The organism is Actinosynnema sp. NPDC020468, assembly GCF_040642015.1.
Lineage (GTDB): Bacteria > Actinomycetota > Actinomycetes > Mycobacteriales > Pseudonocardiaceae > Actinosynnema.
Genome location: NZ_JBFAEO010000062.1, coordinates 24,756 through 44,231 on the forward strand (window position 1 = coordinate 24,756; position 19,476 = coordinate 44,231).

Here is a 19,476-nt window from a genome sequence, read left to right on the forward strand (position 1 = left end):
CGCCGCCACTACCGTGGGCCGGGTGCTGACCGACCCGGAGTTCACCGTCCCACCCGTGCCCCGCGCCACCACCGGCGTGGCCTGGTTGCGCGCCAACGTCGTCCGGTTCAGCGAGGGCGAGGACCACGCCCGCCGCCGGGAGATCGTGCACCGGATGCTGTCCACAGTGGATCCGAACACCCTCGACCGCCCGGGCCACCACGTCGCCACCCTCGCCGAGGCACTGGGCCTGCCCCGCACCGTCGTCCACGACGTCGAGCGGATCGCCCGCTGCTACCAACCCCACCTCCCCACCACCGAGGAGGCCGACGCCGCCGTGGCCCGACTGGTCGACATCGCGGGCGACTGGGACGAGGCCACGGCCAACCGCATCGGCCTCCTGGTCCAGGCCTGCGACTCCACCGCCGCCCTCATCGCGGGCCACGACACCCCGGTGCCCACCACCAGGCGCGTGGACCGCGACGGCCGGGTCGTCGTCGTGCCACTGGAGGGCCGCCCCTTCGGCGAGGGCCCGCACGCCTGCCCTGGACGCGCCCACGCACAAGCCCTCGCCGCCGGCGCGACCAGGTTCCGCGCCCTGCACCACGGCGATCGCCCGCTCCTGCTGCCCAACGCCTGGGACTTCGCCTCCGCCGCCGCCCTGGCCCAGGCGGGCTTCCCGGCCGTCGGCACGACCAGCCTCGGCGTCGCCGCGGCCAACGGCCTCCCCGACGCCGCCGGTGTCGCGCTGCCGGAAACCCTGTCCCTGGCCCGAAAAATCGCCCGGCTCCCGATACCGGTGACGATCGACGTCGAGGCGGGCTTCGGCGTCGACCCGCACGACCTCGCCGCCGAGCTGTACGAACTGGGCGTCGCCGGCGTGAACATCGAGGACGCCCGCGGCGACACCCTGGCCGACCCGGAGCACCAGGCCGCGATCGTCGCGAGGTTCAAGCGGGGCGCGCCCAACCTGTTCGTCAACGCCCGCACCGACACCCACTGGCTGCACGTCGCCCAGGACGAAACCCTCGACCGCGTCCGCCGCTACGCCGACGCCGGCGCGGACGGCGTGTTCGTGCCCGGCCTGACCGACGAACGGGCCATCGCCGCCGTCGTCGCCGCCGTGGACGTGCCGGTGAACACGTTGGCGCAACTGGACTTCAGCACCCTCGCCGACCTCGGCGTGCGCCGGGTCAGCACCGGCTCCCTGCTCTTCCGCGTCGCGCTCCGAGCCGCCGTCGACACCGCCCTGGGCGCGAAGGACGACGTGCTGCCCACGGGAATCCCCGGCTACCAGGACATCCGCGACCTGATCGGCTAACGCGCCCGCGCCACCACCCCGGCCCGCCCCACCACCAGCGCCAGCACCGCCACGGCCGCGGCCACCGCGACCACCCCGCCGAGCACCCACGCCAGGTACACCCCGAACGACGCCGTCTCGCCGAACAACTCGGCCACCGACGTCACGGTCGCCCGCGCCGAGCCGGAAATCCGTTCCTGCACCAGGGTTCGCACCGTCACCAGCACGAGCCGGTACAGCCCGTAGAACACCGCCACGAACACCAGCCCGACCGGCGACCGCAGCACGCCCGCCACCGCGAGGAACCCGGCCGCCACCCCGAGCAGCACCCCCACGGGCCACCGGGTCCCGCCCAGCGCCGCGCCGCCCGCGCCGGCCAGCGGCACGATCAGCACGGCCACCGGCACCAGCGCCGTCGGCACGTGCCACTCCTGGGCCAGCAGGGGGAAGTACTCCTCCAACGCGTCCACGCCGATCAGCAGCGCGGCCACCACGAGCGCCATCCGCAGCCCCGGTGTCGAGGCCGCGTCGGACAACCCGGACCGCAGCGTGCCGAGGTAGCTCTCGGGTTCACCGCGGGGGGTTTCCGGCAACCGGGCCGCGACCACCGACGACGCGAGGCACACCCCGACGCTCACCCACCCGACAACCCCGAAGCCGCCCAGGGAGAACAGCGCGGTCGCCAGCACCGCCGCCGGGATCTGCCCCAGCAGCTCGACCGCCGTGACCCGACCCAGCAGCACCCCGAAGTGCGCCTCCGCGCCGACGTCGACCAGCGCGTCGTGCAGCAACGCCTCCAGCGCGCCGGAGGTCAGCGCGCCGCCCAACCCCCACAGCACGAAGCCGAAGGCGAAGGCGGTGAACCCGGGCAGCGCGGTCCACAGCGCGTACCCGAGCGCCTGGCACACGCCGGAGGCGACCAGCGACCACCGGCGGGAGAACCGGTCGGCCAGCGCGCCCAGCGGCACCTCGGCGAGGATGCCGACCCCGGACCAGATCGCGAACAGCGCCGACACCTGCCCGGCTGACATCCCCGCGTCGGTGAACAGCAGGGCGTACAGCGGGAAGATCGGCACGGTGTGCGCGAGCGCCGACCACCCGACGACGAGTCGGGCGAGCGGACGGGCCGCGGGCGGTGTGGCGCGTCAACCGAAGGGCATGCGGGGAGGCTAACCCGGCCCGGAGGCCGGGTGCCAACCAATTGCGCCTAGTCGTAGGGCATGCCGCCCAGCGGCACGACGAAGGCGAGCACGAACAGCGCGGCGAGCAGGAGGTAACCGGATCGCATGGCGGACTCCATGTGGATTCGGTGCGAATTCATTCCGCCACTCACCGTGACAGTCACGGGTAAAAGCGCGCGGGAAATTCGGTGAACGCCAGGAAAAGGGCAGGGAACACTATTGCAATTGGTATTGCATAAATTGCTTGTTAACCTGCTGTTTTCCTTGTATTCTCTCGGGATGCGTGCCGTCACCGCGCGCCTCACCGGGCGCGACCGGGAGTTGGCCCGCCTGCGCGCCGTGGTGGACGACCTGGCGCACGGGCGGGGCACCGCGCTGGTCGTGCGGGGCGAGGCGGGCATCGGCAAGACCGCGCTGGTCCGCGCGCTGTGCCAGGACGCGGCCGACCGCGGTTTCCGGGTGTGCCGCGGCGCGGGTGACGAACTGGGTCGGCCGCTGCCGCTGCTCCCGCTGCTCGACGCACTCGCCGTCGCCCGGGCGGACACCGCCGCCACCACCGCCGAGAAGCTGCTGGACCGGGTCGAGGACCTGGTTGCGCAAGGTCCCGTGGTGCTCGTCGTCGACGACCTCCAGTGGGCCGACGCGGACACGTTCGCGGTGTGGCGCAGGCTCGCCAGGCTGGTGCCGCAACTGCCCCTGCTGCTGGTCGGCGTGCTGCGCCCGTTGCCGCGCCACGACCTGGGCGCCGTCGACCCGACGACGCTCACCGTGCCGAAGCTCGCCGCCGACGCGGTCGCCGAGTTGACCGCCGCGCTGGCCGGCGGCACGCCCGACGAGGCGCTGACCGCCCTCGCCCGGGACGCCGGCGGCAACCCCCTCTACCTGGTCGAACTGGTCGAGGCCCTGGTGCGCGGCAAGGCCCTCGAGGTCGACGCGACCGGCACCGCGCGGGTCACCGGCGCCGGGGTGCCCGCGTCGCTGTCCGCCGCGATCGCCGACCGGGTCGGCTTCCTGGCGCCCGAGGCGCGGCGCGCGCTGGTCGCCGCCGCGCTGCTGGGCGTGGAGTTCCCGGTCGCGGACCTGGCCGCGGTGCTGGGCGTCCGGGTCGCGGACCTGGTGCCGACCCTCCAGGACGCCACGGTCGGCGGTGTGCTGGAGGACGGCCCGGCCGGCCTGTCCTTCCGGCACCCGTTGGTGCGCAGCGCGTTGTACGACCAGGTGCCCGAGGCGGCGCGTGGCGCGTGGCACGCCGAGGCGGCCCGCGCGCTGGTCGACACGGGCGCGAGCGTCGACCGGGTCACCCGCCAGTTGCTGGCCGCCGACCGGCTCCCGGACTGGGCGCCGGACTGGTTGTCCCGGCACGGCCGGACGCTCGTCGCGCACGCGCCGGAGGCCGCCGAGAACCTGCTGGCCAAGGCCGTCGAGGAACCGTCCACAAAGGACAAGCCCGGCCTGATGGCCCACCTGGCCGAGGCGCGGTTCCGGCTGGGCGACCACCACGGCGCGGAATCGGTGGCGCTGGCGGGTCTCGCGCAGGGCGGACCGGTGGACCTGCACTGGACGCTCGCCCAGTGCTTCAGCCTCACCGGCAGATCGGCGCGCACGCTGGAGGAGATCGGCAAAGCCTTGCAGGGCGCCATTTCCACCGTCGACCGCGCCCTGCTCCTGGTGCTGGCGGCCCGCGCGCACTGGAACCTGGGCGACCTGGAGGCGGCGGAGGACTTCGCCCACCGGGCGACCGCGCTCGGCGACCGCCGCGCCACCAGCTGGGCGCTGCACGTCCGCACGATCGTCGCGATGGCCCGCGGTCGGATGGCCGACGCGCTGCCGCTGTTCGACCAGGCGCTGGCCGCCGCGACCGGTGACCCCGCCACGGCCGACCTGAGCCTGCTGCTCCAGGTGAACCAGGCCGTCACGCTCGGCGAGCTGGACCGGTTGCCGGAGGCCGTCGCGGCCGCGCGGGAGGTGCGCCACGCCGCCGACCGGGCGGGCAACCTGGTCCGGTTGGCGCAGGCGCAGAGCGCGCTGGGTCAACTGCTCTTCGACGCGGGCCACTGGGATGAGGCCCTGGTCGAGGTCGACCTGCTGGCCGACGACCTCAAGCACCCCATGGTGTCCCGCTGCGACCACGGCATCGCCGCCCTGATCCGCCTGCACCGCGGCCACACCGCCGTGCTCGAGGACGCCGGCGGGTTCGAGGGTCACGTGGTCGCGTCGCTCTCGCTGGCCCGCGCGCTCTCCCTGGAGCAGCGCGGACTCCGGGTCGAGGCGCTCGCCGTGCTGCGCGGGGGAGACCTGGAGGACCTGCTGCCGGACACCGTGCGCCTGGCCGTGCGACTGGGCGAGGACCCGGCCGAGGACGTCCGCCGCGCCGAGGAACTGGCCGCCGAACTCGACGTCCCGCACCGCCGCGGCACCGCCGCCTACTGCCGGGGTCTGGCGTGCGGCGACCCGCTCCGCCTCCTCGACGCCGCCGCGCAGTACCACGAGGCGGGTCGGAAAGTGTTGTCCGCCAAGGCTTTCGCCGCCGCCGCCGAGCGGTTCGCGACCCAGGGCGACCGGACGGCCGCCCGGGCCGCGATGACCGCCGCCCTGGACCTGCACGCCGAACTCGGCGCCGAGTGGGACGCCACCGTGCTCATCGCCACCCTGCGCGAACTCGGTGTCCGGCGCGGCCCGCACGCCCGGCACCGCAGGGCGACCCACGGCTGGGAAAGCCTGACCCCGATGGAGCTGAAGGTCACCGAGCTGGTCGTGACGGGCCTGTCGAACCGGCAGATCGGCGAACGCCTCTACCTGTCCGGCCGCACGGTGGCGACCCACGTGTCACACGTGCTCGCGAAGCTGGGCGTCCGCTCCCGGACGGACATCGCCCGGGAAGCCGTGCGCCACACGGGATGACCGCGCCCGGTACCGCAACGGCACGACGTACCACCAGAAGCTGAACCACGACGTGATCGCGCTCGTCACGGCCACCGCCGGCCACAACCCCAGCACCACGTCGAGGATCAGCAGCAGCGCGGCGGCCAGCGCCAGCTTCAGCAACACCAGTCCCGCCAACAACAACCGGCTCGACGTGCGCACCAACTCGCTCTTCAACCGCCGCCGGAACACCAGCCGGTGGAACGGCGCGGGTGCGATCAGCAGGGCCGTCGCACCCGCGCCGAGCACCAGACTCGCCACGTACACCTGGAGCTGGAACGCGTCCAGCGTCGCGAACCTGGGCGTGAACGCCAGCGTCAGCAGGAACGCCAGGAGGAGCTGGACCCCGGTCTGCGCCACGCGCATCTCCTGGAGGATCTCCCCGTAGTTCCGGTCGATCCGCTGCGCCGGTGTCTCGCCCCGCCTCGCGTCGTACTGCTCTTCGCTGTTCATGTCCACAACCCTGTACCCGCACGGATGCGGAGACATCGGTCGGCTGACGGAGACTCAGCGCGGGAACCGGTCCCGCGCCCACTCGGCGTACCCGCGGGGCGCCCGCCCCAGCACGCGCTCGACGTCGTCGGTCAGCACGGCCGCCTCGCCGTCCAGCGTCCGCCGCGCGCCGTCCGCGTAGGCGGGCGGCAACCCCTCCAACCCGATGTCCACAGTGGACACCTCGCGGCCGAGCACCTCGGCCAGCACCCGGGCCTGGTCCCGCACGCTCAACAACTCCGGCCCGGTCAACGTGAACGCGCCGGTGTGCTCGCCGAGCAACGCCTCCACCGCGACCTCCGCGATGTCCCGGGGGTCGATCACGCCGAACTTCCCGTCACCCATGGGGTTGGGGATCGGCGACCCCTCGCGGATCAGCCCGGCCCAGTGCAGCGAGTTGGACGCGAACACGCTGGGCCGCAACAGGGTCGCCGCGAAGTCCCGCTCGGCCGCCTCCTCGCCGGCGCCGTGCCACTCGGGCACCACCCCGATCCGGATGGCGCCGAGCTTCACCACCTTGCGCACCCCGGCCCGCCGCGCGACGTCCAGCAGGGCGAGGTCGTGCCGCCGGATGGCCTCGGTCCCGCTGGTCAGCAGGAACACCGCCGCCACCCCGCGCACGACCTCCTCCAGGGACGCGCGGTCCTCGAAGTCCCCGTACACCTGCCCGTCGACCGGGGTCCGCGACATGGCCCGGAACTCGACGCCGCGCGCCGCGAGCAACCCGGTGACCTCGCGCCCGACCGTGCCGGACGCTCCCGTGATCAGCAACATGCCACCAGCCTGGCCCCCGACCGCCCCTCCCGTCTTGGAAGTTTCGGCACACCCGCGCGGTTGTCCCGGGAATGGACACCCGCCTGCGCCCCTGGGTCAGCACCATCGGCACCGAAACCTCCCGGAACGACCACCTGGTGCACGAACCGGACACCGCGACGGCCGTGGTGTTCTGCGCCGGCGCCGCCGAACCGCACGTCACCGGCCCGCGGGCGCGCGCGGGCTACTACCGGGGAACCGGCACCCGCACCGTGATCCGGCTGACCCCGGGCCGCGCCCAGTCGCTCCTGGGCGCACCGGTGGACGCGCCGGCCGAGGAGGTCGTCCCGCTGTCCGCGCTGTGGGGCCACCACGTGCACACCGCCGCCGAACTGCACGAGGCCCTGCTCGCCAGGGCCGCCGCCGCCGACCGGTCCCGGTCGAACCTGACGGAGACGGCCGCGCGGCTGCTCCTGCGCCACTCGGTGGCAGACACCGCGCGAGCCCTGCACGTGAGCGAACGCCACCTCAGGACCCTGTTCACCAGGGCGGTGGGGCTCTCGCCCAAGACCTACGCGCGCATCGCCCGGCTGCGCCGGGTGCCGGCCACCGGTGGCGCGGCGACCCCGACCGACCTCGGCTACTACGACCAGTCCCACCTCACCGCGGAGTTCCGCGCCGCGATGGGCGTGCCGCCGTCGGCCTACTTCGCGGGCCGCCGCCCGGAAAGCCGGACCTGCTAGCGGAAACCGTCCGCCACCCGCTGCAACCGCTCCCGGTAGGCCGCCCACCACTCCGCACCCTCGCCGGGCAGGTTCTCGTTGCCGGGGATCATCCCGGCCGAGCCGTCGACCAGTTCCCGCACGATGTCCGCGTGACCGGCGTGCCGGTGCGTCTCGGCGATCACCCGGACCAGGATCTCGTGCAACGTCACCGGACCCCGCTCGGCCGGCCAGTGCGGAACCGTGCCGAGCGCGTCCAGGTCCAGCAGCTCCACCGTCGCGTCGGAATGGGCCCACACCCGCCGGTACTGCGCCACCAGGTCCTCGCGGGACTCGTCCGCGGTCGCCCACATGTCGTCGTTCACCTCGGCGCCGTCGGCGAAGCAGCCGAACTCCTCCGGGAACGGCCGGCCGAACGTGTCGCAGAGGTACGCGGCCTCGACCGCCGCGACGTGCTTGACCAAGCCCAGCAGGTTCGTGCCGGTCACCGTCAACGGCCGCCGCACGTCGTACTCGGAAGCACCCTCGAGCTTCCACACCAACGCGTCCCGGCCGGTTTGCAAGTACTCCAGCAACGCCTTCTTGGCACCCATGGGAACACCCTGCCACCCACGAGCGCGCGTCGCACCCGAAACCGGTGCGCCCGCTCAGGAAGGGTCGAACAGCGCGCTGACCGACTCGCCGTTGTGGATGCGCCGCATGGCCTCGGCCAGTGCCGGCGCCACCGACAGCACGGTCAGCTTGGGACCGCGCTCGTCGTGCGGGATGGGCACCGTGTTGGTGCACACCACCTCCAGCACGTCGGACTGGTCGCCGATCCGCTTCAACGCGCCACTGGAGAACAACCCGTGCGTGCAGGCGACCCGGATCGACCGCGCGCCCAACTCCCGCAACCGCTCCAGCAGTTCCAGCACGGTGCTGCCCTTGGCGATCTCGTCGTCCAGCACGATCACGTCGCGCCCGGCGACCTCGCCGATCACCGAGCTGATGGTGACCCGGTCGTCGGCGAACCGCTGCTTCGCGCCGGCCGCGACCGGGACCCCGAGCAACCGCGCGAAGTGCGCGGCCTCCTTGGCGTTGCCCAGGTCCGGCGACACCACGGTGGTGTTGGACAGGTCGTACTGGCGGAAGTGCCCGGCCAGTTCGCGCAACGCGTGCAGGTGGTCCACCGGCACGCTGAAGAACCCGTGCACCTGCGGCGAGTGCAACGTCATCGCCAGCACCCGGCTCGCGCCCGCCGCCACCAGCAGGTCGGCGACGAGCCGCCCGCCGATCGAGATCCGCGGCGCGTCCTTCTTGTCCGACCGCGCGTAGGCGTAGTGCGGCATGACCACAGTGGTCCGCGCCGCCGACGCGCCCCGTGCCGCGTCCAGCATCAGCAGCAGTTCGACCAGGTTCTCCTGCACCGGCCGCACCAGCGGCTGGATCAGGAAGACGTCCCGCTCCCGGCAGTTGGCCTGGAGTTGCACCTCCAGGCAGTCGTTGGCGAACCGCTGCACCCGAGCCGGGTGCAGCGGCACCTCGAGGTGGGCGCAGATCTCGGCCGCCAACTCCGGGTGACCACTGCCGCTGAAGACCGCGATGTCCCGCACGCCCGGATCCTATCGAGCCACCCGCGTCCGGAACGCCTTCCGGCGCCGTCCCCGACGTGTGGTTGCCCACCCCGTTCGGCCTATCCTGACCACGCCGCCGCACCTGGAGTAGCCGCCATGGAACCGATCGACCCGGACGTGGACCCGAGGTACCCGACCCGCCAGGGACCGGTCGTGGCCGCGGTGGCCCTGGGCGGAGCGGTCGGCGCGTGCGCCCGCTACGGCACCACCCTGCTCTGGCCGACCCCGCCCACCGGATTCCCGTGGACGACGTTGGCGATCAACACCACCGGCTGCGCGCTCCTGGGCGTCGTGCTGGTCCTGCTCACCGAGGGCGAGCCGCGGCACCACCTGATCCGCCCGTTCGTGGGAACGGGGGTCATCGGCGGCTACACCACGTTCTCCACCTTCGCGGTGGACCTCCAGCGCCTCCTGCAACACCACCGCGCGACCACCGCGCTCGGCTACCTGGCCGCGACGGTGGCCGCGGGCCTGCTGGCCGTGCTGCTGGCCGTCACCGCCACCCGCTCGCTGCGCGCGAGGACCTCGTGAACTGGCTGCTGGTCGTCCTCGGCGCGCTGGTCGGCGCGCCGCTGCGCTACCTCACCGACCGCGCCGTCCAGTCCGGACACCCGACCACCTTCCCCTGGGGCACGTTCACGGTGAACCTGGTCGCGTGCGCGGTCCTGGGCGGACTCGCGGGCGCGGCCACCGCGATCCCCGAGCCGCTCCAGGTGCTGCTCGGCCCGGGCCTGTGCGCGACCCTGAGCACCTACTCCACGTTCTCCTACGAGACGTTCCGGCTGGTCGAGACGGGGCAGCGGTTCCACGCCGTCGCCAACGTCGCGGTCAGCGTCACGGCCGGGCTCGGCGGCGCGTTCCTCGGCGCGGCCGTCGCGCAGGCGCTGCTCTGACCGAAAGGGATCCGACGATGCCCAAGCTCCGCGTGCACAACTTCACGATCTCCCTCGACGGCTACGGCTCGGGCACGGACCAGCGGGCCGACGCCCCGTTCGGCGACGGTGTGGAGGGCTTGCACGACTGGTTGATCGCCACCCGCTCCTGGCGCGCGGCGCACGGCGAGCCGGGCGGAGAGGAGGGCGTCGACGACGAGCAGGTGGCCCGGGGAGAGGAGAACGTCGGCGCGACCATCATGGGCCGCAACATGTTCGGCCCGGTGCGCGGAGAGTGGCCGGACGGGTCGTGGACCGGCTGGTGGGGCGAGGACCCGCCGTTCCACCACGACGTCTTCGTGCTGACCCACCACCCGCGGCCGTCGCTCGTCCTCGACGGCGGCACGACGTTCCACTTCGTGTCCGACACCCCGGAGGTCGTCCTGGCGCGCGCCTTCGAGGCCGCGAACGGCAAGGACGTCCGCTTGGGCGGCGGCGTGGCCACGGTGCGCGAGTTCCTCCGCCGCGGCCTGGTGGACGACCTGCACCTGGTGATCACGCCGATCATCGCGGGCGCGGGCGAGCACCTGTTCGAGGACGACGCCCTGCGCGGTTACCGGGTGGTCGAGATGGTCGGCTCGGCCGCGGTCTCCCACGTCCACCTGGCCCGCGCCGAGCGCTGACCGACGCCACCCCCTTGACACCGTTCGGCACGCGCGGATACTTAAGCAAGTGCTTAACCAAGTGTTCCACGCGCTGGCCGATCCGAGCAGGCGCGGGATGGTCGACCGGTTGAGCCGCGGCCCGGCCTCGGTGAGCGAGCTGGCGAAGCCGTTGGACATGTCGTTGGCCGCCGTCGTGCAGCACCTCCAGGTGCTGGAGGCGTCCGGCCTGGTCCGCACGGAGAAGATCGGCCGGGTGCGGGTGTGCCACCTGGAGGGGACGGCGCTGCGCGAGGCCGAGACCTGGCTGGCACAGCGGCGCACGGGTTGGGAACGCCGGCTCGACCGCTTGGACGACTACCTCAGGGAGAACCCATGACCACCGCGCACGGCACGTTCTCGATCGAACGCACCTACGACGCCGCGCCCGACCGGGTGTTCGCCGCCTGGTCGAGCGCGCCCGCCAAGGCCGCCTGGTTCGTCCTCGACGGCCAGTGGACCGCGCAGCCGCACCGGCTGGACTTCCGGGTGGGCGGCGAGGAGAGCGTGGCCGGCGGCCCGGTCGAGGGCGGAACGGTCTACCGCTACCACGCCCGCTACCAGGACATCGTGCCGAACGAGCGGATCGTCACCACCTACGAGATGTACGCCGACGACCGCCGGCTGTCGGTGTCCGTCGCCACGGTCGAGTTCCTGCCCGAGGGCGAGGGCACCCGGCTCGTGCACACCGAGCTGGGCGCCTTCCTCGACGGGCTGGACGAGAACCGGTACCGCGAGGGCGGCACGAAGGAGCTCCTCGACAACCTCGGCAAGGTGCTAGCAGCAGGCGGCCCGGTCCAGTAGCAGCCGGCGCTCCCGGGCGTTGCGGGTCAGCGAGGCGGCCAGCTCGAACTCCGCGCGGGCCTCCTCGCCGCGCCCGAGCTTGGCCAGCAGGTCACCCCGCACGCTCGGCAGCAGGTGGTAACCCTCGAGCGCCCCGGCCGCGACGATCTCGTCCACCAGCTCCAACCCGACCGACGGCCCGAACGCCATCCCGATCGCCACCGCGTGGTTGAGCTCGACCACCGGCGACGGCGCGACCAGCGCCAACGCCTCGTACAACCCGGCGATCCGGGTCCAGTCGGTGTCCTCGGGCCGCACCGCCCGCGCGTGGCACGCGGCGATCGCGGCCTGGATGCCGTACGGACCGGGCCCGGCCTTCTCCAGCGCGGCCAGCCCGCGTCGGATCAGCAGCCGGTCCCAGCGCGTGCGGTCCTGGTCGAGCAGCAGCACGGGCTCGCCGCCGGGACCCAGCCGGGCCGCCGACCGGGACGCCTGGATCTCCAGCAGCGCGACCAGCCCGTGCACCTCGGGTTCGGCGGGCATCAACCCGGCCAGCACCCTGGCCAGCCGCACCGCGTCCGAGCACAGCTCCGGTCGCATCCAGTCGTCGCCCGCGGTGGCCGAGTAACCCTCGTTGAAGATCAGGTAGATCACGCCCAGCACGCCCGCGAGCCGGGCCTCCCGCTCGTCCTCGGCCGGCACCTCGAACGGCACACCGGCCTTGGCCAGGGCTTTCTTCGCCCGCACGATCCGCTGCGCCACGGTCGACTCGGACACCAGGAACGCCCGGGCGATCTCGTCGGTGGTCAACCCGCCGAGCATCCGCAGCGTCAGCGCCACCTGCGCCTCGGACGACAGCACGGGGTGGCACGCGGTGAACACCAGCCGCAGCAGGTCGTCGTTGATGTCGCCGACCCCGGTCGACGCGTCGGGCGCGGTCAGGTCCTCCTGCTCGCGCCCGATCTGCTCCAGCTTGCGCTGGTAGTTCTGCCGCCGTCGGTACTGGTCCACGAACCGGTTCTTGGCGGCGGCCGTCAGCCACGCGCCCGGGTTGTCCGGAACGCCCGTCCTCGGCCACTGCTCCAGGGCCGCGACCAGGGCGTCCTGCGCCAGTTCCTCGGCGAGACCGAGGTCCCGCACGGTGCGGGCCAACCCCGCGATCAGCCGGGCGGACTCGATCCGCCACACGGCTTCCACGGCACGACGCGCATCGGGAGCTGACACGACCAGGGATCGAATCAGCTCCCGACGCGCGCCGGCAAGCGGGGGGCTACTGCTGGGCCGTGCGGCGGCGCAGCTCCTCCTCCTGCTCGCGCACCTCGGGGGTGAGGTTGTCGCCGAAGTCCTCGAGCGACGCGACCCGGCGGATCTCGATGTGCGAGTCGCCGCCGCCCGTGTTGGGCACCCGCTTGACCCACTCCACCGCCTCCTCCAACGACCGCAGCTCCAGCAGCCAGAACCCGGCGATCAACTCCTTGGTCTCGGTGAACGGACCGTCCACGACGGTGCGCTTGTCGCCCGAGAAGTACACCCGCGCGCCCTGGGAGCTGGCGGCCAGCCCCTCGGCGGCCAGCAGCACGCCCGCGTTGACCAGCTCCTCGTTGAACTTGCCCATCTCGGTGAGCATCTCCACGTCCGGCGGCGTGCCCGCTTCGGACTCCTCGTTGGCCTTGACGATGACCATGAAGCGCATGACTGTCCCTCTTCCGGTTCGGTGGGCGAACTCGCCCGGGTCCATCCTGATGTCCTGAGGTGTGCCGAGTGGAATCAACCGCGCCGGAGCGCGCGCCGCAGCGTGAACGACCCCGGTCCGACGACCGCGATCAGCAGGAACGCCCAGCAGTAGAGCGCGGCGGGTTCACCCAGGTTGTGCACCGGCAGCAGCGCGGTGGGCTGGTGCACGACGAAGTACGCGAACGCCATCGAGCCGGACATGATCGTGGCGGCGACCCGCGTCGCCACGCCCGCGGCCACCAGCACCGCGCCGACCAGCTGGATCACGCTCCCCCACCAGCCGGGGAACGACCCGAACGGCACCGCGCCGCCCTGACCGTCGATCCCGCCCAGGTACCCGAACCCCTGCAACCCGTGACAGCCGAACAGGAACGACACCACCACCCGGAACCCGGCCAGCACCAGGTCGTTCCGGACGTTCCCGCGCTCGACGGCGCGGATCCCGACGTGCTCCAAGGTCTCGGTCATGAGGTCCCCTCCTCGGTTCCGGTTTCGCTGGGGCGACGAACGGGGCGACACCGGATCGACACGGGTGCCGAACTTTTTCCCAGATCTTTTCCGGCCGCGGTGAACGCGCTGGTCAGCGGGCCGTGAACGCGAAAAACCCCTCCACCCCGGAGGGTGGAGGGGTCGGTCGACCCGGGGCTCAGCGCCAGGCGTCGGCCAGCAGTTCGTAGGACCGGACCCGGTCCGCGTGGTCGTGCGTGATGGTGGTGACGATCAACTCGTCCGCACCGGCGGCCCGGCGCAGCGCGTGCAGCCGCTCGACCACCTCGTCCGGCGTGCCGACGAACTGGGTGTCGACCCGGTCCTTGACGATCTCCCGCTGCTCGTCGGTCCACTCGAACGCGGCGGCCTCGGCGGGCGTGCCGAACTCGGCCGCGCCACCGCCGTTGCGGATGCTCAGCACCCACTGCCCGTACGGCGAGGCCAACTCCCGCGCCTGCTCGGTGGTCGGCGCGACCACCACGTCCGCCGACACCGCGACCCACGGCCGGTCCCGGCGCGCGGACGGCACGAACGCCTCCCGGTACGCGCCGACCGCCTCCAGCACCGTCGACGGGCTCACGTGGTAGTTCGCGGTGAACGGCAACCCGAGCCGCCCCGCCGCCGCCGCGCTGTCGCCGGCACTGGACCCGAGGACCCACACCTCCAGCGGCGCGCCGTGCGCGACCACCGAGTCGAAGCCCTCCTTCGTGCCCTCCAGGAAGTCGAGCACCTCGACCACCTGCGCGTCGTAGTCCACGCCCTCGCGCGCGCCGAGCAGTTCCTGCTGCGCCTCGAACCGGTCGACGAAGTGCGGGCCGCCGAAGGCGAACTTCGGCTTCGGCGGGATCAGCAGCCCGTCCACGACCTTCGCGGGCGTCGTGTCGGCGGGCGCGGAGGTCAGCTTCGAGATCAGGTCGCGGATCTTGACGAACCCGGACCGGCCGAGTCCGAGGTCGACGCGGTCGGGGTGCAGCGCGGCGATCGTGCCGTACTGCTCGGCGACCGACAGCGGTGAGTAGTAGCCCAGCAGGACGGCGCCCGAGCCGACCCTGATGGTGGACGTGGCCGCCGCGATCAGCGCGATCAGCACCGACGGCGCGGACGACGCGACGCCGGGCACCAGGTGGTGCTCGGCGACCCAGAACCTCTTGTACCCGAACGACTCCGTCCGTCGCGCGAGGTCCACGGAGTTGCGCAGCGATTCCGCCGCGGTGCCTCCGGACACCACCGGCGACAGGTCCAGCACGGACAGCGGGGTAGTCACGGAGCCGACGGTACGGCACCGTTCCACGTCGGTCCGGAATGTGGGATCCGTGGACAAACCCCAAGGTGCGCAACAATCCTGCCGCAGGTGACGGATGTCGACGTGGTCGTGATCGGCGGCGGTGCCATGGGCTCCGCCGCGGCCTGGCAGCTCGCCGCGCGCGGGGTGGACGTGCTGCTGCTGGAGCGGTTCGAGCCCGGCCACGTGTTCGGCGCGTCCCACGGCGCCTCGCGGATCTTCCGCCTGGTGTACCGGGATCCGCTCTACACCCGGTTCGCCCAGGAGGCGCTCGGGCTGTGGCACGAGCTGGGCGATGTGCTGACGGAAACCGGCGGCGTCGACCACGGCGACGTGACCGGGCTGGCCGAGGCGCTGGCCGCGGCCGGCAGCCCGGGTCGGCTGCTGCCCCTCGAAGAGGCGGCGGAGCGGTGGCCCGGCCTGCGGTTCGACCACGAGGTGTTCTTCCACCCGCGCTCGGGTCGGGTGCACGCCGACGCGGCCGTGACGAAACTCCAGGAAGCGGCCCGCCACCACGGCGCCACCGTCCGGCACGGCGCGCGGGTGCGGCGGATCGAGGTCGGCGCCGGCGTCACCGCGCACACCGACGACGGTCCGGTCACCGCGCGGCGGGCCGTGGTCGCGGTCGGCGCGTGGAGCCGGAAGCTGCTCGACGGCCTGGTCCCGTTGCCACCGCTGCGGATCACCCAGGAGCAGCCCGCCCACTTCCGCGCGCGCGACGGCGGCGAGGACTGGCCGTCGTTCATCCACCACCGCCCGAACGGCGTCTACGGCCTGGCCACCCCGGGCGAGGGGATCAAGGTCGGCACGCACGGCGACGGCCCGGAGGTCGACCCGGACGAACGGGACTTCCGGGCCGAGCCCACCCGGTTCGCCCGGCTGCGCGAGTACGTCCGCGAGTGGCTGCCCGGCCTCGACCCGGACGACGCCACCCCGATCAGCTGCACCTACACCACCACGCCGAACAGCGACTTCGTGCTGGACCGGGTCGGACCGCTGACCGTCGCGGCCGGTTTCTCCGGGCACGGCTTCAAGTTCGTGCCCGCGGTCGGCCGGGTGCTGGCCGACCTGGTCACCTCGGGCACCCGCCCGGATCCGCGCTTCCGGCTGGATATTCCCGGGATCGCCGAACGGGCCTGATTCTTCCCACGGTGTGGTCGTCACCCCGACGCACCCTTGCCCTGACGCAGAATCCGGTGAGTTGGGGCAACGAAAGGGGCGCGACGACATGGGATCTGGTCTGCACCTCGCGGTGGCGCTGGAGGGTTCGGGTTGGCACCCGGCCGCGCCGCACGACGGGGACGCGCGGTTCACGGCCGGTCACTGGGTGGACCTCGTCAAGGAGGCCGAACGCGGTCTGCTCGACTTCGTGACGCTGGAGGACAGCCTGGGTCCGGAGGGCCGGCTGGACGCGGTCCAGGTCGCGGCCAGGGTCGCGCCGCTGACCTCGCGCATCGGACTGGTCCCGACCGCGATCGCGACGCACACCGAGCCGTTCCACCTGTCCAAGTCCCTGGCGACGCTGGACTACGTGAGCGAGGGCCGCGCGGGCGTCCGGGTCCGGGTGTCCTTCCGCCCGGAGGACGCGCGCCACTTCGGCCGCCGCACCTTCCCCGAGGGCCCGATCACCGCGTCCGACCAGTTGGCCGTCGACCTCCTGGAGGAGGCCGGCGACTACACCGAGGTGCTGCGCCGGCTGTGGGACAGCTGGGAGGACGACGCGGAGATCCGCGACGCCGCGACCGGCCGGTTCATCGACCGGGACAAGCTGCACTACATCGACTTCGAGGGCCGGTTCTTCAGCGTCAAGGGACCGTCGATCACGCCGCGCCCGCCGCAGGGGCAGCCGCTGGTCACCGTGCTCGGGCACGCCGACCCGGTCTACGACCTCGCGAACCGCGTCGCCGACGTGCTGTTCTTCACCCCGCGCGGTGTCGACGACATCCGCGACGTCGCCGCGAAGGCGCCGGACGTGCACCGGTTCGCCGACCTGGTGGTGTTCTTCGACGCGGACCGCAAGGCGCGCCTGGACGAGCAGGCCGAGCTCACCTCCGACGCGCACGTGTTCGTCGGCTCGCCGACCGACCTCGCCGACCTGCTGGCCGAGTGGCACGAGGCGGGCGTGAGCGGCTTCCGGCTGCGTCCCGGCTCGCTGCCCGAGGACCTGACCGGCGTGGTCGACGGCCTGGTGCCCGAACTCCGGCGCCGCGGCCTGTTCCGCACCTCCTACGAGGAGTCGACCCTGCGCGGGCTGCTCGGCCTGCCGCGTCCCGCCAACCGCTACGCCACGGCCTGAGAGGACCGCCGAGATGAAGCAGATCCACCTCGCCGCGCACTTCCCCGGCGTGAACAACACGACGGTGTGGAGCGACCCCCAGGCGGGCAGCCACATCGAGTTCTCCTCGTTCGCGCACTTCGCGAAAACCGCCGAGCGGGCCAAGTTCGACTTCTTCTTCCTCGCCGAGGGCCTGCGGCTGCGCGAGCAGGGCGGCAGGATCTACGACCTGGACGTGGTCGGCCGCCCCGACACGTTCACCGTGCTGGCGGCGCTCGCCGCGGTCACCGACCGGCTCGGGCTGGCCGGCACGATCAACTCCACGTTCAACGAACCCTTCGACGTGGCACGGCAGTTCGCCACCCTGGACCACCTCTCCGCGGGCCGCGCCGCGTGGAACGTGGTGACCTCGTGGGACGCCTTCACCGGCGAGAACTTCCGCCGCGGCGGCTTCCTGCCCGCGGACCAGCGCTACGAGCGCGCCGAGCACTTCCTCGAGGCCGCCACCGTGCTGTTCGACTCGTGGCAGGAGAACGGCGAGTTCTCCTACCGCGACGACCACTTCGACATCGAGGGTCGCTTCGCGCTGCCCCGCTCGCCGCAGGGTCGTCCGGTGATCCTCCAGGCGGGCGACTCCGACGGCGGCCGGGAGTTCGCCGCGTCCAAGGCCGACGCGATCTTCAGCCGGCACTCGACGCTGGAGGCGGGCAAGGCGTTCTACGAGGACGTCAAGCGCCGGCTGCCCAAGTACGGCCGCGAGCGCGACCAGCTCAAGGTGCTGCCCGCGGCGAGCTTCGTGCTGGGGGACAACGACTCCGACGCGCAGGAGAAGGCGCACGAGGTGCGTCGGCAGCAGGTCAGCGGCCAGACCGCGATCAAGTTCCTGGAACAGCTGTGGAACCGCGACCTGTCCTCCTACGACCCGGACGGCCCCCTGCCCGAGATCGACCCGCTGGTGGACGACTCGGGCCACATCTCCCAGGGCCGGGCCAGCGTCCGCCATCACCGCGACCCCCTCGAGGTGGCGCGGGAGTACCGCGAGCTGGCCGAGGCCAAGAAGCTCTCGATCCGCGAGCTGATCATCGAGAAGACCGCGCGGCAGACGTTCATCGGCTCGGCGACCACCATCGCCACGTCGATCAACGACCTCGTGCAGGCCGACGCGAGCGACGGGTTCATCCTCGTGCCGCACGTGACGCCGGGCGGTTTCGACGAGTTCGCCGACACCGTCGTGCCGATCCTCCAGGACCGCGGCGTGTTCCGGTCCGAGTACGAGGGCACCACCCTGCGAGAGCACCTGGGCCTGTCGTGAAGTACCTGCTGATGACCCTGATCACGCACACGGGTCCGGCGGACACGACGCACGCGCGGCTGCACGAGGTGGTCGCGAACGCCGTGCTGGCCGAGGAGTTGGGCTACGACGGGTTCGCGGTGGGCGAGCGGCACGAGCGGCCGTTCATCTCCTCGTCCCCGCCGGTGATCCTGAGCCACATCGCGGCGCGGACCGAGCGGATCCGGCTCTACACCGCCGTCACCACGCTGAGCCTGCTCGACCCGGTGCGGGCGTTCGAGGACTACTCGACGCTCGACCACCTGTCGAACGGCCGGCTCGACCTGATGATCGGCAAGGGCAACGGCGCCGCGCAGCGCGAGCTGTTCCACGTGACGCCGGAAGACCAGTGGGACCGCAACATCGAGGGCTACGAGCTGTTCCGCAGGCTGTGGCGGGAGGACCGGGTCACCTGGTCGGGCAAGTACCGGCCGCCGCTGGTCGACGCGGAGACCTGGCCGCGGCCCTACCAGCGGCCGATCCGGGTGTGGCACGGCAGCGCCACCAGCCGGGAGTCCGTCGAGGTGGCCGCGAAGTGGGGCGACCCGCTGTTCTCGGCCAACGTGACCAACCCGATCGACCCGTACGCGGAGCTGATCGAGCACTACCGCGAGCGGTGGGCGCACTACGGCCACCCCGGCGATCCGGTGGTGGGCGCGGGCACGGCGGGCTTCTACGTCGCGAAGACCTCGCAGGAGGCGCTGGAGGTGTTCCGGCCGATCTTCGACAAGCGCCTGGCGCTCCAGTCGAGCCTGGGTCTGGAGCCGGTGTTCACCACGCTGGAGGACTTCGTCGAGCGCAGCTCCGCGCTCATCGGCAGTCCGGCGCAGGTGGTCGAGAAGGTCGAGCGGTACCACGCGAGCTTCGGCCACACGGTCATGCACCTCGCGGCCGACGCGGACGGCCTGACGCCCGGGCAGCACCGGGCCAACCTGGAGCTGTTCCGGGCCGAGGTCGCGCCCGTGCTGGACAAGACGATCCCGGACCCCGTCTGGTGACCGCCGGCGCGGCGGGTGGTCACACATCCACCTCGAGCGACCTCTTCACG

Annotated in this window: 21 protein-coding genes; 12 read left to right on the top strand and 9 right to left on the bottom strand. The window is 72.6% G+C overall.

What is annotated here, in order from left to right; all coding sequences use genetic code 11:
* The first annotated feature begins 22 nt into the window (after positions 1-22).
* Positions 23-1,300 carry an isocitrate lyase/phosphoenolpyruvate mutase family protein gene (locus tag AB0G50_RS31810; protein ID WP_360116211.1) on the top strand — a complete coding sequence of 426 codons (1,278 nt, stop codon included), beginning with the start codon at positions 23-25 and terminating at the stop codon, positions 1,298-1,300.
* Here AB0G50_RS31810 and AB0G50_RS31815 read toward each other — a convergent pair.
* Positions 1,297-2,355: an MFS transporter gene (locus tag AB0G50_RS31815; protein ID WP_360116214.1), complete on the bottom strand. Its 1,059-nt coding sequence runs from the start codon at positions 2,353-2,355 to the stop codon at positions 1,297-1,299. The genes AB0G50_RS31810 and AB0G50_RS31815 overlap by 4 nt on opposite strands.
* A gap of 384 nt (positions 2,356-2,739) precedes the next feature.
* Between AB0G50_RS31815 and AB0G50_RS31820 the strand changes: the two genes are divergently transcribed.
* Positions 2,740-5,361, top strand: coding sequence for an AAA family ATPase (locus AB0G50_RS31820; protein WP_360116217.1), 2,622 nt, complete (start codon positions 2,740-2,742; stop codon positions 5,359-5,361).
* On the opposite strand, the gene AB0G50_RS31825 is transcribed toward AB0G50_RS31820, so the two are convergent.
* Complete coding sequence (locus AB0G50_RS31825; RefSeq protein ID WP_360116220.1) at positions 5,287-5,835, bottom strand: DUF6328 family protein; 549 nt, start codon at positions 5,833-5,835, stop codon at positions 5,287-5,289. The two genes, AB0G50_RS31820 and AB0G50_RS31825, sit on opposite strands and share 75 nt — an antisense overlap.
* A 54-nt stretch (positions 5,836-5,889) precedes the next feature.
* Entirely contained in the window at positions 5,890-6,648 is a 759-nt protein-coding gene (locus AB0G50_RS31830) for an NAD(P)H-binding protein (protein ID WP_360116223.1), read from the bottom strand.
* Positions 6,649-6,719: 71 nt separating this feature from the next.
* Here AB0G50_RS31830 and AB0G50_RS31835 point away from each other — a divergent pair, with 71 nt between their 5' ends.
* Complete coding sequence (locus AB0G50_RS31835; protein WP_360116226.1) at positions 6,720-7,370, top strand: helix-turn-helix transcriptional regulator; 651 nt, start codon at positions 6,720-6,722, stop codon at positions 7,368-7,370.
* Here AB0G50_RS31835 and AB0G50_RS31840 read toward each other — a convergent pair.
* On the bottom strand, positions 7,367-7,942 hold the full coding sequence (locus AB0G50_RS31840; RefSeq protein WP_360116229.1) for a DinB family protein: 576 nt from the start codon (positions 7,940-7,942) through the stop codon (positions 7,367-7,369). The two genes, AB0G50_RS31835 and AB0G50_RS31840, sit on opposite strands and share 4 nt — an antisense overlap.
* 54 nt (positions 7,943-7,996) lie before the next feature.
* A complete protein-coding gene (locus AB0G50_RS31845) occupies positions 7,997-8,941 on the bottom strand; it encodes a ribose-phosphate pyrophosphokinase (RefSeq protein ID WP_360116232.1) in 945 nt (314 codons plus the stop codon).
* A gap of 117 nt (positions 8,942-9,058) precedes the next feature.
* Here AB0G50_RS31845 and AB0G50_RS31850 point away from each other — a divergent pair, with 117 nt between their 5' ends.
* Genes AB0G50_RS31850 through AB0G50_RS31870 form a run of 5 tightly spaced genes read left to right on the top strand, consistent with a single transcriptional unit; the run spans position 9,059 to position 11,339 of the window.
* Positions 9,059-9,493, top strand: coding sequence for a CrcB family protein (locus AB0G50_RS31850; protein ID WP_360116235.1), 435 nt, complete (start codon positions 9,059-9,061; stop codon positions 9,491-9,493).
* On the top strand, positions 9,490-9,855 hold the full coding sequence (locus AB0G50_RS31855) for a CrcB family protein (protein WP_360116238.1): 366 nt from the start codon (positions 9,490-9,492) through the stop codon (positions 9,853-9,855). The genes AB0G50_RS31850 and AB0G50_RS31855 overlap by 4 nt, the downstream gene beginning before the upstream one ends.
* Before the next feature lie 17 nt (positions 9,856-9,872).
* A complete protein-coding gene (locus AB0G50_RS31860) occupies positions 9,873-10,517 on the top strand; it encodes a dihydrofolate reductase family protein (RefSeq protein ID WP_360116241.1) in 645 nt (214 codons plus the stop codon).
* A gap of 49 nt (positions 10,518-10,566) precedes the next feature.
* Positions 10,567-10,875, top strand: a complete 309-nt coding sequence (locus tag AB0G50_RS31865) for a metalloregulator ArsR/SmtB family transcription factor (RefSeq protein WP_360116244.1) — start codon at positions 10,567-10,569, stop codon at positions 10,873-10,875.
* Entirely contained in the window at positions 10,872-11,339 is a 468-nt protein-coding gene (locus AB0G50_RS31870) for an SRPBCC family protein (protein WP_360116247.1), read from the top strand. Before AB0G50_RS31865 ends, AB0G50_RS31870 begins: the two co-directional genes overlap by 4 nt.
* Here AB0G50_RS31870 and AB0G50_RS31875 read toward each other — a convergent pair.
* The 4 genes from AB0G50_RS31875 to AB0G50_RS31890 form a co-directional block, all read right to left on the bottom strand.
* On the bottom strand, positions 11,313-12,542 hold the full coding sequence (locus tag AB0G50_RS31875) for an RNA polymerase sigma factor (RefSeq protein WP_360116250.1): 1,230 nt from the start codon (positions 12,540-12,542) through the stop codon (positions 11,313-11,315). The genes AB0G50_RS31870 and AB0G50_RS31875 overlap by 27 nt on opposite strands.
* Before the next feature lie 46 nt (positions 12,543-12,588).
* Positions 12,589-13,011: a YciI family protein gene (locus AB0G50_RS31880; protein WP_360116253.1), complete on the bottom strand. Its 423-nt coding sequence runs from the start codon at positions 13,009-13,011 to the stop codon at positions 12,589-12,591.
* 74 nt (positions 13,012-13,085) lie between these two features.
* The gene (locus tag AB0G50_RS31885; protein ID WP_360116256.1) at positions 13,086-13,520 is read right to left on the bottom strand and encodes a DoxX family protein; all 435 of its coding nucleotides are present in this window, start codon (positions 13,518-13,520) and stop codon (positions 13,086-13,088) included.
* A 178-nt stretch (positions 13,521-13,698) separates the two neighbouring features.
* Positions 13,699-14,805, bottom strand: coding sequence for an MsnO8 family LLM class oxidoreductase (locus AB0G50_RS31890; RefSeq protein WP_360116259.1), 1,107 nt, complete (start codon positions 14,803-14,805; stop codon positions 13,699-13,701).
* 87 nt (positions 14,806-14,892) lie between these two features.
* On the opposite strand from AB0G50_RS31890, the gene AB0G50_RS31895 reads away from it, so the two are divergent.
* From AB0G50_RS31895 to AB0G50_RS31910, 4 genes are all read left to right on the top strand, one after another.
* On the top strand, positions 14,893-15,963 hold the full coding sequence (locus AB0G50_RS31895) for an FAD-dependent oxidoreductase (RefSeq protein WP_360116262.1): 1,071 nt from the start codon (positions 14,893-14,895) through the stop codon (positions 15,961-15,963).
* Positions 15,964-16,051: 88 nt separating this feature from the next.
* Positions 16,052-17,119: an LLM class flavin-dependent oxidoreductase gene (locus AB0G50_RS31900; RefSeq protein ID WP_360116265.1), complete on the top strand. Its 1,068-nt coding sequence runs from the start codon at positions 16,052-16,054 to the stop codon at positions 17,117-17,119.
* 13 nt (positions 17,120-17,132) lie between these two features.
* Positions 17,133-18,410, top strand: a complete 1,278-nt coding sequence (locus AB0G50_RS31905) for an LLM class flavin-dependent oxidoreductase (protein WP_360116268.1) — start codon at positions 17,133-17,135, stop codon at positions 18,408-18,410.
* Positions 18,407-19,426, top strand: a complete 1,020-nt coding sequence (locus tag AB0G50_RS31910) for an LLM class flavin-dependent oxidoreductase (RefSeq protein ID WP_360116271.1) — start codon at positions 18,407-18,409, stop codon at positions 19,424-19,426. Before AB0G50_RS31905 ends, AB0G50_RS31910 begins: the two co-directional genes overlap by 4 nt.
* The last annotated feature ends 50 nt before the right edge of the window (positions 19,427-19,476 follow it).

Bases quoted from the DNA above. Each gene is read 5' to 3' on its own strand.
- AB0G50_RS31870 (WP_360116247.1), top strand. From the start codon at position 10,872: ATGACCACCGCGCACGGCACGTTCTCGATCGAACGCACCTACGACGCC.
- AB0G50_RS31840 (WP_360116229.1), bottom strand. From the start codon at position 7,942: ATGGGTGCCAAGAAGGCGTTGCTGGAGTACTTGCAAACCGGCCGGGAC.
- AB0G50_RS31835 (WP_360116226.1), top strand. From the start codon at position 6,720: ATGGACACCCGCCTGCGCCCCTGGGTCAGCACCATCGGCACCGAAACC.
- AB0G50_RS31830 (WP_360116223.1), bottom strand. From the start codon at position 6,648: ATGTTGCTGATCACGGGAGCGTCCGGCACGGTCGGGCGCGAGGTCACC.
- AB0G50_RS31885 (WP_360116256.1), bottom strand. From the start codon at position 13,520: ATGACCGAGACCTTGGAGCACGTCGGGATCCGCGCCGTCGAGCGCGGG.
- AB0G50_RS31880 (WP_360116253.1), bottom strand. From the start codon at position 13,011: ATGCGCTTCATGGTCATCGTCAAGGCCAACGAGGAGTCCGAAGCGGGC.
- AB0G50_RS31900 (WP_360116265.1), top strand. From the start codon at position 16,052: ATGGGATCTGGTCTGCACCTCGCGGTGGCGCTGGAGGGTTCGGGTTGG.
- AB0G50_RS31850 (WP_360116235.1), top strand. From the start codon at position 9,059: ATGGAACCGATCGACCCGGACGTGGACCCGAGGTACCCGACCCGCCAG.
- AB0G50_RS31825 (WP_360116220.1), bottom strand. From the start codon at position 5,835: ATGAACAGCGAAGAGCAGTACGACGCGAGGCGGGGCGAGACACCGGCG.
- AB0G50_RS31905 (WP_360116268.1), top strand. From the start codon at position 17,133: ATGAAGCAGATCCACCTCGCCGCGCACTTCCCCGGCGTGAACAACACG.
- AB0G50_RS31860 (WP_360116241.1), top strand. From the start codon at position 9,873: ATGCCCAAGCTCCGCGTGCACAACTTCACGATCTCCCTCGACGGCTAC.
- AB0G50_RS31820 (WP_360116217.1), top strand. From the start codon at position 2,740: ATGCGTGCCGTCACCGCGCGCCTCACCGGGCGCGACCGGGAGTTGGCC.